This window comes from Pseudomonas sp. 2725, from assembly GCF_050434585.1.
Lineage (GTDB): Bacteria > Pseudomonadota > Gammaproteobacteria > Pseudomonadales > Pseudomonadaceae > Aquipseudomonas > Aquipseudomonas jessenii.
On the sequence record NZ_JBNDIV010000005.1, the window covers coordinates 87,617 to 99,588 of the forward strand.

General features: G+C 60.9%; 11 protein-coding genes. 8 read left to right on the top strand and 3 right to left on the bottom strand.

Translation table 11 applies throughout. The annotated features are described in order from the left end of the window. Positions 1–23 precede the first annotated feature (23 nt). Together ABIE16_RS15210 and moaB are read right to left on the bottom strand one after the other, a co-directional pair. Positions 24–1,229, bottom strand: a complete 1,206-nt coding sequence (locus ABIE16_RS15210; RefSeq protein ID WP_429521468.1) for a molybdopterin molybdotransferase MoeA — start codon at positions 1,227–1,229, stop codon at positions 24–26. Further along, positions 1,226–1,765, bottom strand: a complete 540-nt coding sequence (gene moaB / locus ABIE16_RS15215) for a molybdenum cofactor biosynthesis protein B (RefSeq protein WP_154861959.1) — start codon at positions 1,763–1,765, stop codon at positions 1,226–1,228. The genes ABIE16_RS15210 and moaB overlap by 4 nt, the downstream gene beginning before the upstream one ends. Positions 1,766–2,050: 285 nt before the next feature. On the opposite strand from moaB, the gene ABIE16_RS15220 reads away from it, so the two are divergent. The 7 genes from ABIE16_RS15220 (at position 2,051) to ABIE16_RS15250 (ending at position 8,374) form a co-directional block, all read left to right on the top strand. Continuing rightward, positions 2,051–2,941: a LysR family transcriptional regulator gene (locus tag ABIE16_RS15220; protein ID WP_429521469.1), complete on the top strand. Its 891-nt coding sequence runs from the start codon at positions 2,051–2,053 to the stop codon at positions 2,939–2,941. A 146-nt stretch (positions 2,942–3,087) separates the two neighbouring features. Continuing rightward, a complete protein-coding gene (gene fdhD, locus ABIE16_RS15225; RefSeq protein ID WP_429521470.1) occupies positions 3,088–3,915 on the top strand; it encodes a formate dehydrogenase accessory sulfurtransferase FdhD in 828 nt (275 codons plus the stop codon). A 43-nt stretch (positions 3,916–3,958) separates the two neighbouring features. Then, positions 3,959–4,465 carry a cyclic pyranopterin monophosphate synthase MoaC gene (gene moaC, locus ABIE16_RS15230; protein WP_150814415.1) on the top strand — a complete coding sequence of 169 codons (507 nt, stop codon included), beginning with the start codon at positions 3,959–3,961 and terminating at the stop codon, positions 4,463–4,465. Next, positions 4,462–4,713 (top strand): molybdopterin converting factor subunit 1, encoded by a 252-nt coding sequence (moaD, locus tag ABIE16_RS15235; protein WP_090456136.1) that lies wholly within the window; start codon positions 4,462–4,464, stop codon positions 4,711–4,713. The genes moaC and moaD overlap by 4 nt, the downstream gene beginning before the upstream one ends. Before the next feature lie 3 nt (positions 4,714–4,716). Further along, positions 4,717–5,205 carry a molybdopterin synthase catalytic subunit MoaE gene (gene moaE / locus ABIE16_RS15240; RefSeq protein ID WP_159390179.1) on the top strand — a complete coding sequence of 163 codons (489 nt, stop codon included), beginning with the start codon at positions 4,717–4,719 and terminating at the stop codon, positions 5,203–5,205. Positions 5,206–5,249: 44 nt separating this feature from the next. Continuing rightward, positions 5,250–6,608 (top strand): chromate efflux transporter, encoded by a 1,359-nt coding sequence (gene chrA / locus ABIE16_RS15245; protein ID WP_090456140.1) that lies wholly within the window; start codon positions 5,250–5,252, stop codon positions 6,606–6,608. A gap of 482 nt (positions 6,609–7,090) precedes the next feature. Continuing rightward, positions 7,091–8,374: an NAD(P)/FAD-dependent oxidoreductase gene (locus ABIE16_RS15250; RefSeq protein ID WP_429521471.1), complete on the top strand. Its 1,284-nt coding sequence runs from the start codon at positions 7,091–7,093 to the stop codon at positions 8,372–8,374. 171 nt (positions 8,375–8,545) lie between these two features. On the opposite strand, the gene ABIE16_RS15255 is transcribed toward ABIE16_RS15250, so the two are convergent. After that, on the bottom strand, positions 8,546–9,328 hold the full coding sequence (locus ABIE16_RS15255) for a DeoR/GlpR family DNA-binding transcription regulator (protein ID WP_090456143.1): 783 nt from the start codon (positions 9,326–9,328) through the stop codon (positions 8,546–8,548). 442 nt (positions 9,329–9,770) lie between these two features. Between ABIE16_RS15255 and speF the strand changes: the two genes are divergently transcribed. Further along, the gene (gene speF, locus ABIE16_RS15260; RefSeq protein WP_159390181.1) at positions 9,771–11,954 is read left to right on the top strand and encodes an ornithine decarboxylase SpeF; all 2,184 of its coding nucleotides are present in this window, start codon (positions 9,771–9,773) and stop codon (positions 11,952–11,954) included. Positions 11,955–11,972 lie beyond the last annotated feature (18 nt).

An 11,972-nucleotide genomic window follows, 5' to 3' on the forward strand; every position in this document is an offset into this window, starting at 1 on the left:
CTCCCACAGTTTGTTTGCGGAATTCAGAACAGCTCGCTGAAGGGAATAAACCGCGCCATGTCGCCCGCTTCCAGTGTGCAGCCTTCCGGCACTTCCACCAGCCCATCGGCCCAGGATGCGCCCAGCAACACGCCGGAACTCTGGTTCGGATAGAGCACCGCGCAACCGGCTTCGAGTTTCGCCCGCAGGTACTCGCGGCGGCTTCCGGGTTTGGGCCAGGCGAAGCCGACCCTGACCGGGAAGCTCAAAGGCTCGACGTCTTCGACACCCTGAATCCGCAACAGATAAACCCGGGCCAACAGACCGAAAGTGACCAACGCCGAGGTCGGATTGCCCGGCAGGCCAATCACCGGCACGCGGCCGAAGTGGCCCACGGTCAATGGCTTGCCGGGTTTGATCGAGAGCTTCCACAGCAACGGCTTGCCGCACTCGCGCAGTACCTGGCCGAGGCAGTCGGCGTCACCGGCGGACACGCCGCCCGTGCTGAGCATCAGGTCCGCCGTGTGTTGCAGTTGTTCGAGTTTGAGTCGCGTCTGGCGTGGCTCGTCGGGGAGAATGCCGGCCTCGATGACCTCGCAACCCAACGCATTCAACCAATGGCTCAACAATGTGCGGTTGCTGTTGTAGATGCTGCCGGGCTTGAGCGGTGTGCCCGGATCGACCAGTTCATCGCCGGTGGACAGCAACGCCACCCGTGGTCGCCGCACGACCTGCACATGGGTGCAGCCCTGCGCTGCCGCGACCGCCAGTTCGAACGGACCGAGGCGCTTGCCGGCGCGCAGCAACACATCGCCGACTCGGTTCTCCTGACCTTGCGGGCGGATGTTGCTGCCGGCGCTCAATGGCTGCTTGAAGCGGATACGTCCGTCATCCAGTACTTGCGTGTTCTCCTGCATCTCCACGCCGTTGGCACCCGGCGGAACCGGGGCGCCGGTGAAGATGCGCGCGCAGGTTCCCGGTGCCAGTGCTTGGGGGGCGTGACCGGCAAATACCTGTTGCGACACGGTCAGCGGTGCCCCGTCCCAACCGTCGACATTCAGGGCATAGCCGTCCATGGCGCTGTTCGGCCACAGCGGCAGATCGAGGGTCGCCACCAGGTCATTGGCCAACACCCGTTGCCGTGCGGCACTGAGCGGCACCGCTTCACTGTCTTCAATCCTCTGTGCCTCGGCCATTGTCAGCAACCGTTCGATGGCATCCTCCACCGGCATCAAGGGTGAATAGCTCATCCCCGCGTCCCGCAAGCCTGCGTAGGCTTGAGGTGCGGTACGAAATTGCACGGCCGGTGGCGCGCGTCGAGTTGCTCGGCGAGGATGCCTTCCCACGCGGTGCGGCAGGCGCCCGTGGAACCCGGCAGGCAGCAGACCAGCGTGCCATTGGCCAGCCCGGCCAATGCCCGGCTCTGCACCGTCGAGGTGCCGATATCGAGGATCGAAATCGCCCGGAACAGCTCACCGAAGCCTTCGATCTGTTTATCCAGCAAACAGGCCACTGCCTCAGGTGTGCTGTCGCGGCCGGTAAACCCGGTGCCGCCCGTGATCAGCACCACCTGGATGCCGTCGTCGGCAATCCAGTTCGCCACCTGCGCGCGGATCTTGTACAGGTCGTCCTTGAGCAGGTTGCGCTCGCTGAGGGTGTGGCCGGCTTCCAGCAAACGACTGACGAGTAATTGGCCGGAGGTGTCATTGGCATATTCGCGGGTATCGCTAACAGTCAACACGGCAATATTCAGGGGTATAAACAATGCATCCGGTTTGACGCTCATGGGGTTCTCCGGCAGATATTGATTAAATGACTTCCGGAGACTAATTCGATAATTCAAGCCGTGTCTAATCACTCTAACCAACCAGACTATCGAGCCAATCTATCAATATAAAAAGACCAGAAACAACAGCAATGATAGAGCCCGTCGATAACACCTTAGATAGCAGTGATTGGACGCACACCGAAGACAATGAGATCGTCTCGGCTCACGATTTCTGCCTCGCCTTGTGTCTTGCGCGCCTGAGTCAATACTTAACCCTTCACTCCCCCGCCAGCAGGTGCCGTCATGGACATCAAACAACTCAAGTTCCTGATTGCCCTTGAGCAGACCCGCCACTTCGGCCAGGCGGCCGCGCGCTGCCACATCACCCAGCCCACGCTGTCGATGCGCCTGCGCAACCTGGAGGATGAACTGGACCTGGTGCTGGTCACCCGAGGCCAGCGCTTCGAGGGTTTTACCGAGGCCGGCGAACGGGTGCTGGCGTGGGCCAGGACCCTGCTGGCCGCCCACGACGGGCTCTTCGCCGAGGCCGCCGCGTGCCGGGGCCAGCTCGTGGGCAACCTGCGCCTGGGGCTGGTACCCCTCAGCAGCTTCAACCCAGTCACCTACATCCAGGACCTGTCCCGCAGCTTTCCCGAGCTCAAGTACAGCCTGTCGTCTTTAAGTTCCGACCAGATCATCGAGGGCCTTGGCAACAATCAGCTGGACCTGGGCGTGTGCTACCTCGATCACGTCAACCCGAGCTATTTCGAGTTTTTCGAGATCGGCGAAACCCGCGTCGGCCTGCTGTACGACAATCGCCACTTCCATTTCGACGGCACGCAAATGAGCTGGGAGGACGCCGCCGAACTGCCGCTGGGGATGCTCAGCAACGGCATGCACTACCGCAAATCCATCGACCTGAGCTTTCGCAGCCGCGGACTGGACCCGCAACCGATCCTGGAAAGCGATTCGACTTACCAGTTGCTGCAGGCGATTCACGAGGGTTTCTGCTGCGCGATCATGCCGCTGGACAGTGGCCTGGAAGAGCCCATTGAACACCTGGCGTTCATCGAATTGCCGGATGCCAGCGTACTCGCGCCCCTGGGCCTGGTGATGCGCAAGACCGAACCGCGTTCGGCGATTGCCGAAAAGTGTTTCGCCGAAGCACGAACGTTATTCAGCCGGACTGACTGATCAAGTTTCGGTTTTAAAAAAAACCGAACCGGACATGTTTGCCCAGTTTGATAGACATCACCAATCGGCACATCGGAACAAGCGATTGGACGCTGTTTAAAGTTACCCGTAGCCTGAACTTAATTCAGCGCTTCGAGGTTCTTTTCATGTTGTGCAAAGTTGAACAAACCGATGTTCGAAGCGACACCAATGCCCCCGCGCCCCAACCGTTGAGTGTGAACTTTCGCGAGTACGACAACGCCGCGTCAGTCTGTCAGGCGGCGCTGGCATCAGAGATTGCCCTGGCAATCACGTACAACGGTCTGAGTCAGGCGGTGATGATGGTGTCGCCGGGCAACCTCGAAGATTTCATCCGTGGCTTCAGCGTCAGCAACGACATCGTTGAGGACCAGAGCGAAATCTACGACTTGCGCCTCACCCGATTCGACCAGGCCGTTCAAGCCGACGTGCAGATCTCCAGCCGCGCATTCTGGGCGCTGAAGAACCATCGTCGGCAAATGGCCGGCACCAGTGGTTGCGGGCTGTGCGGTGTGGAAGCGCTGGAGCAGGCCTTGCCGAAACTGCAGATTCTCGATCCGGTTGCCCTGCCGCCCGCCGAGCATTTCATCGACATCCGCAACCGCATCGAACAGGCCCAACAAATGGCCCGCAGCAGCGGTGCGCTGCACGCGGCGCTGTACTTCGACCCCCAAGGCAACGCGCTGATCTGCCGCGAAGACATTGGCCGCCACAACGCGCTGGACAAGTTGATCGGTGCCCTGCAACACGCCGGCATCGACAGCCGTTGCGGCTTCACCGTAGTCACCAGCCGTTGCAGCCTCGAACTGATCCACAAGGCCGTCAGGGCCAGGCTCGGTACGCTGGTCAGTCTGTCGGCACCCACCGCCCTGACCGTGCAATGGGCAATCAAACATCGCCTCAACCTGATTCACATCCCCCACCGCAACGCACCACGCATTTACAGCCCGGCATGATGCCTTCACCTGATCACCGCGCTGGCAAGCGCAGGAACCTCCCATGACAGACATTTCAGATGCATCGCCCGATGGGCTGACCCACCTCGACAGCCAGGGTCGCGCCAACATGGTCGATGTCAGCGAAAAAACCTCGACGCTGCGTGAAGCCCAGGCCCAGGCTTGGGTGCGGATGCGCCCGGAAACCCTGAAGCTGATTCAAAGCGACGGCCACCCCAAGGGCGACGTATTTGCCGTGGCGCGGATCGCCGGAATCATGGCGGCAAAGAAAACCCATGAGCTGATCCCGCTGTGCCACACCCTTCTGCTCAGTTCGATCCACGTCGAACTCAAGGCCTGCACACCCGACAGCGTGAAAATCCTCAGTACGTGCCGCGTCGAGGGCCAGACCGGGGTCGAACTCGAAGCCCTGACCGCCGTCAGCGTGGCGGCGCTGACCCTCTATGACATGTGCAAGGCAGTGGATCGAGGCATGGTCATCGATGACATCCGCCTGCTGAGTAAACAAGGTGGCCGCTCCGGTCATTTCAAGTTCGAGGACGCACAATGATCCTGATCAATTACTTCGCCCGTTACCGCGAGCAGCTCAACCTGGGCGGTGAAAAACTGCCCCTGACTGACAGCCTCAAGACCATCGAGGACGTGCGCCGACTGCTGATGGCTCGCGGTGAGGTGTGGAGCCATGTGCTGGGTGAAAGCAACCTGATGTGTGCGCTGAACCAGGAGCTGTGCCATCCAGACCGGGTGATCGAGGACTATGACGAGATCGCCTTTTTTCCACCGGTCACCGGGGGTTGAGACATGACGGTTCGGGTCCAGCGTGAAATGTTCGACGTCGGCCGGCTGATCGACAGCCTGCAGGCAAACGATCCGGGCGTGGGTGCCGTGGTCAACTTCGTCGGCTATGTGCGCGACATCAATCAGGGTGAGGCGGTCAGCGGGTTGTTTCTGGAGCACTACCCGGGCATGACCGAACGTTCGCTGCAAAAAATCGTCGACAATGCCAGGGCCCGATGGCCATTGAACGCCGTGCAGATCGTGCATCGGATCGGCCCGTTGTCGATCAGCGAGCCGATCGTGTTTGTCGGCGTCAGCAGCCCCCATCGTCAAGCCGCTTTCGAAGCCTGTGCATTCATCATGGACTACCTGAAAACGGACGCACCGTTCTGGAAACGCGAAGACGTGGCGTCCGGCGCACGCTGGGTCGATGCCCGTGACAGCGACCGGTCAGCCGTCGAGCGCTGGGCAGATAGGCCGTATGAGGCGGCTATGCAACGCGCTCCGGCCTAGCTACAGTCATCGGCTCAAAGCTTTTCTGCACAAGGAGTTTCCGCTTGAGCCCCACGCCCTCCCCGATCACGCAACAGGATGTACTGCAACCCCGGTCCATCAGCCTGCGCGAAGCCTTCCTGTTCTGGCTCAAGCTTGGTTTCATCAGTTTCGGCGGGCCGGCGGGGCAGATTTCGATCATGCATCAGGAGCTGGTCGAACGCCGGCGCTGGATCTCCGAGCGGCGCTTTCTGCATGCCCTCAACTATTGCATGTTGCTGCCCGGGCCTGAGGCTCAGCAGTTGGCGACCTACATCGGCTGGCTGATGCACCGAACCTGGGGCGGTGTGATCGCTGGCGTGCTGTTTGTATTGCCTTCGCTGTTCATCCTGATTGCGCTGTCCTGGGTGTACATCGCCTTTGGTGACGTGCCCGTGGTCGCCGGACTGTTCTACGGGATCAAGCCTGCGGTCACGGCAATCGTCGTGCAGGCGGCTCACCGGATCGGCTCGCGGGCGCTGAAGAACGGCTGGTTATGGGGCATCGCCGCCGCGTCCTTCGTGGCCATCTTCGTGCTCAATGTGCCGTTTCCGTTGATCGTGCTCGGCGCGGCGGTCATCGGTTATTTTGGCGGGCGACTGGCACCGGAAAAATTCAGGACCGGTGGCCACAGCGCTGCGAAACGCTCCTACGGCCCGGCAGTGATCGACGACGACACCCCTACCCCCGGACACGCCCGCTTCAGTGGCTGGAAACTGGCGCGTCTGGCCGTGATCGGTGCGATCTTGTGGACACTGCCCATGGCCATGCTCACCGCACTGTTCGGCTGGGAAGGCACGCTGACCCAGATGGCCTGGTTCTTCACCAAGGCCGCGCTGCTGACCTTTGGCGGCGCCTACGCGGTGTTGCCGTATGTCTACCAGGGCGCGGTCGGCCACTACGGATGGCTGACGCCTACGCAGATGATCGACGGCCTGGCGCTCGGTGAAACCACGCCGGGTCCGTTGATCATGGTTGTCGCCTTCGTCGGTTTTATCGGCGCCTACGTGCATCAGGTCTTCGGCCCGGATCAGGCCTTCGTTGCCGGCGCCATCGCCGCGACGCTGGTGACCTGGTTCACCTTCCTGCCCTCGTTCCTGTTCATCCTCGCCGGCGGGCCGTTGGTGGAATCGACGCACAACGAACTCAAGTTCACCGCGCCACTGACGGCCATTACGGCCGCCGTGGTGGGCGTGATTCTCAACCTGGCCTGTTTCTTTGCCTACCACGTGCTGTGGCCCAAAGGCTTCGAAGGAGCACTGGACTGGCCTTCGCTGCTGATCGCGATAGTCGCGGGCGTTGCATTGCTTGGATTCAAACGCGGGGTGATCGAGGTGTTGATCGGCTGCGGGTTGATCGGCCTGGGTGTGCACCTGATGTTCTGAATCAAACATTTACACGCGCCGCAATCCTCCCTAGTATCCAGCCATCCCCCGGATGGCTTGTGCTACTGGCCACCGACGATTTCCGCCGCCGGAAACCTGCGCCATGCGTACTTTGCCGTCAGAACAGCACCTGCTGAACCTCTCGATCCAGGCCACCTCGCTGCTGGCCGTGGACGGCATTGCATGAAGCGCATCGTCAACCTGCCCATGGCCCTGCGCCGCTCCAAACTGCGTCACTCCGCACGTCCGCCGGATAGCGCCCTGCTCGCCTGATCGGCGAGCCCCCTCCTTCGCTATCCCGGTCCGCGTGAACCCTGCTCAGCCATACACAGAACCTGTGGGAGCGGGCTTGCTCGCGAAAGCGGTGTGTCAGTCACCTCAAGTGCTGGATGTGCGGGCCTCTTCGCGAGCAAGCCCGCTCCCACAATGACTGTGCTCACCTGACCGGCATTGGTTTCTCCCAATTCTGCCTGGACACCGACATGACTCAACGTTGCAATTCCTACTACACCGCCACCCTCAACCAGGACACCGATTACCCGACGCTGCAAGGCCGGCACCGGGTTGATGTGGTGATCATCGGCGGCGGATTCACCGGTGTGGCCACCGCCGTCGAGCTGGCGGAAAAAGGCCTGAAGGTCGCCATCGTCGAAAGCCACAAGATCGGCTGGGGCGCCACCGGGCGCAATGGCGGCCAGGTCACCGGCAGCCTGTCGGGCGATGAAGCCATGCGCAAACAGATGCGCCGCACCATTGGTGATGAAGTCGATGATTTCATCTGGAACCTGCGCTGGCGCGGGCACCAGATCATCCGGCAGCGCGTGGAAAAATACGGCATCGCCTGCGACCTCAAGCACGGCCACCTGCACGCTGCATACAAACCCGCGCACATGGTCGGCTTGCGCAAGGATTACGAAGAGGCGGTGCACCGTGGCATGGGCGACGAGGTCAGCCTGCTCGACCGCAGCCAGGTGCGCGACCTGCTGCAAAGCGACCTCTACCACGGCGCGATCAAGAACACCCGCAACATGCACCTGCACCCGCTCAACCTGTGCATCGGCGAGGCCCGCGCAGCCGAAAGCCTCGGTGCGTTGATCTTCGAGAACAGCGAAGTGCTGGAGATCATCCACGGGGACACGCCTGGAGTGCGCACCGCCCACGGACACATCGACGCCAACCAGGTGCTGCTGGCCGGCGACGTCTACCACAAGCTGGAACCGGGCAAGCTCAAGGGCAAGATTTTCCCGGCCATGGGCGGCATCGTCACCACTGCGCCGCTGGGCGATCTGGCCAGGCAGATCAACCCCGAAGACCTGGCGGTCTATGACTGCCGCTTCGTGCTCGATTACTACCGCCTCACCGCTGACGGTCGCCTGTTGTTCGGGGGCGGCGCCAACTACAGCGGCAAGGATTCGCGGGACATCGCCGCCGAGCTGCGTCCGTGCATCGAGCAGACCTTCCCGGCGCTCAAAGGCGTGGCCATCGATTACCAGTGGAGCTGCGCGATGGGCATCGTGATCAACCGCATCCCACAACTGGGCAAGCTGTCGGACAACGTCTGGTATTGCCAGGGCTACTCCGGCCACGGCATCGCCACCACCCACATCATGGGCGAAATCATGGGCCGTGCGATCACAGGAAAACTGGAACAGTTCGACACCTTAGCCGCCTGCCAGCACATCCGCGTGCCCATGGGCGACCTGCTCGGCAACCCGATGCTCGCCGCCGGCATGTGGTACTACCAGATGCTTGAGCGACTGCGCTGAGGTTACTGGCCAATACATTCAACATGGATGTTGTTTGTGCTGGCCTGGAGATTTGTGGTCGACATCGATTCCTGTAGGAGCGAGCCTGCTCGCGATGGCGGTGTCTCATTCAGCAGTGATGTCGGCTGAAAGTACGCCATCGCGAGCAAGCTCGCTCCCACAAAGACCCACTCAAGCCTGCACCACCTCGATCCCCAGCGCCCGGTAATCTTCAACATTGCCAGACGCCACATGCCGTTCGGTAATCAGCGTGTGCACGCGGTTGCAAGGCGCGACGACAAAGGGTTCCACCGCCCCGAGTTTGTCCGCCGTGGTGACGGCAATCACGTGAGAGGCACAGTCGAGCATCGCCTGTTTCACCGGCACTTCATCAAAATGCAGTGAGCTCAAGCCCACCTGCGGGTGAATCGCGCAAACCCCGGTAAACAGCAGATCGGCCTTGATGCCCGCCAGCAACCGCAGGGTTTCGTGACCGCTGGCCGACATCGTCGCCGGGTTGAGCTGGCCGCCCGCCAGAATCACCTTGATGCCTTTGTATTCGGACAAGGTGATGGCGGTCATCGGCGACGCGGTGATCGCGGTAATGGCGATGTCCGCCGGCAGCGAACGCGCGATCTGCAAGGTGGTAGTGCCGGAATCGAACACTACGATCTGACCGTCTTGCACCCGTCGCGCAGCCAATTGCGCCAGATGGGTTTTCACCTCATCGGTTTCACTGATCCGGGTGAAATAGTCCTTACCCGTGTCCTTGGGACGCGGCAACGCCCCGCCGTGTACCCGCTGCACCAGGCCGACACTGGCCAGTTCCGCCAGATCCCGGCGGATGGTGTCTTCGGACACCGCGAAATGCTGGCTCAACTCCGAGGCCATGACCTTGCCGTCACGTTCGAGGATCAACAGGATTTTTTGCCGGCGTACGGATGGAAGTTCGGCAGCGGAATGGTTGTCGTGCATGTTTTTGCCCGTTTATGCGTGAAATTGCGCTCTTCGGCGAGATTAGCCAAAGCACGGGACAAACACAAACGGGCGGCCGGGCAAACACCTCCAAGTATCATTTTTTTCGATCTTTCAAATCATTACGCCGAATTTTTTATTTTGCTGTGACCTGTTCAAGATGGCGCCGTCACTCATGTTTCGGATGGAAACCTCATGAATATCAATTTTGCTTTTGCGTGCATGATCGTGGTCTCGTTCACGATTGCGCTGGTACACGCCTGACCGACAGGTCGTGAGACGTCAAGTTGTGCAAGGTCGCGGTAAAACGCCTGACAGATCAGGAATATGCACTATAACCAGTGGTGACATGATTTCCGATCAGGGGAACTGGAAGGCTCCCTCGGAAGTTGCTCTCTAAAAAAGCCGCGGACAAATGAGTGCCCGCCAGGAGACACCACCCATGAAAGCTCTGAAAATCGCCGCCAGCGATGGCACCTCCGAATGTTTCCTGAACACCCGGGAGGTGGTCCCGCTCAGTCAAACCGACTTCACCGACGTCGCCGTGGCCGTGGTGTCGGTCAATGATGTGTTGGCTGGAGCGTTGGACGTCATTCAGCGCACCGGTTTTGATGTGCCGATTTTCCTGGTGCCTTCCCCCGGCACCAGCACCCGCCCCCGGGAAGTCTACAAACACCTCAATGACGTGCTGCTGCAGGTGAACGGCATCTTCGACCTGTCCCCCAGTAACGTCGAATACCATGGCAACCAACTGGAGACAGCGGCCAAAGCCTATGAAGAAAGCCTGCTGCCGCCCTTCTTCGATTCGCTCAAACGGTACACCGAGGCGGCCAACGCAACCTTTGCCTGCCCCGGTCACCAGGGCGGCCAGTTCTTTCGCAAGCATCCGGCGGGGCGGCAGTTTTTCGATTTCTTCGGCGAGACGCTGTTTCGCGCCGACATGTGCAACGCCGACGTCAAGCTCGGCGACCTGCTGATCCACGAAGGCCCGGCGCTGCTGGCGCAAAAACACGCCGCGCAGGTGTTCAACGCCGACAAGACCTACTTCGTGCTCAACGGCACCTCGGCGTCGAACAAGGTGGTGACCAACGCCCTGTTGACCCCCGGCGATCTGGTGCTGTTCGACCGCAACAACCACAAATCCAACCACCAGGGCGCGCTGTTGCAGGCCGGCGCCACGCCGGTGTATCTGGAAACCGCGCGCAACCCCTACGGCTTCATCGGCGGCATCGACGCCCACTGTTTCGACGAAGACTATCTGCGCGAACTGATCGCCGAAGTCGCCCCGGACAAGGCGCAACTGCCACGGCCGTTCCGCCTGGCGATCATTCAATTGGGCACCTATGACGGCACCGTCTACAACGCCCGGCAAGTCGTCGACCGCATCGGCAAGTTGTGTGACTACATCCTGTTCGACTCGGCGTGGGTCGGCTACGAGCAGTTCATCCCGATGATGAAAGACTGCTCGCCGCTGTTGCTCGACCTCAACGAGAACGACCCGGGCATCTTCGTCACCCAGTCGGTGCACAAACAGCAGGCCGGTTTTTCCCAGGCCTCCCAGGTGCACAAGAAGGACCGCCACATCAAAGGCCAGGCGCGCTATTGCAACCATCACCGGCTCAACAACGCGTTCATGGCCCAGGCGTCCACCAGCCCCTTCTACCCTCTGTTCGCTTCGCTGGATGTGAATGCGCGCATTCACTCGGGCCGCAGCGGCCTGCGCCTGTGGGAAGACTGCGTGAAGTTCGGCATCGAGGCGCGCAAGTTGATCCTCGAAGCCTGCACCATGGTCCGACCGTTCGTGCCGGATACCATTGAAGGGCGCGCCTGGGAAGACTATCCAACCGAAGACATTGCCAATGACATCCGCTTCTTCGAGTTCCACCCCAAGGACCGCTGGCACGCCTTTGCCGGCTACGCCGAGAAGCAGTACTTCATAGACCCGTGCAAGTTGCTGTTCACCACGCCGGGCATCGACCCGGTGGATGGCAGCTACACCGACTTCGGCATTCACGCCGGTATCCTGGCCAACTTCCTGCGCGAGAACGGCATCGTTCCGGAAAAATGCGACCTCAACTCCATCCTGTTCCTGCTCACCCCGGCCGAAGACTGGGCGAAGATGACCCACCTGGCCGCGCAGATCGCCCGTTTCGAACGCTTCATCAGCGATGACGCGCCGATGAGCCGGGTGTTGCCGGCCATCTACGCGCAGCATCAGGAACGTTATCGCAACTACACCATTCGCCAGCTCTGCCAGGAAATGCACGACCTGTACCGCCACCACAATGTGCAGCAGTTGCAGAAGGACATGTTCCGCAAGGAACACTTCCCGAAAAAGGCCATGAACCCGCAGCAAGCGCAAATCGAGTACATCCGCGGCAACGTCGAACTGGTGGCGTTGGCGGATGCCGACGGGCGCATTGCGGCCGAAGGTGCGTTGCCTTATCCGCCGGGGGTGCTGTGCGTGGTGCCGGGTGAAATCTGGGGCGGCGCGGTGCTCAAGTACTTCCTGGCGTTGGAGGAAGGCATCAACCGCTTGCCCGGGTTCACACCGGAGCTGCAGGGCGTGTACCTGAAGCAGGAAGGCGGTCGTACCCGAGCGTATGGGTACGTGATCAAGGCCTGATGGCATGCAGCAGGAGCT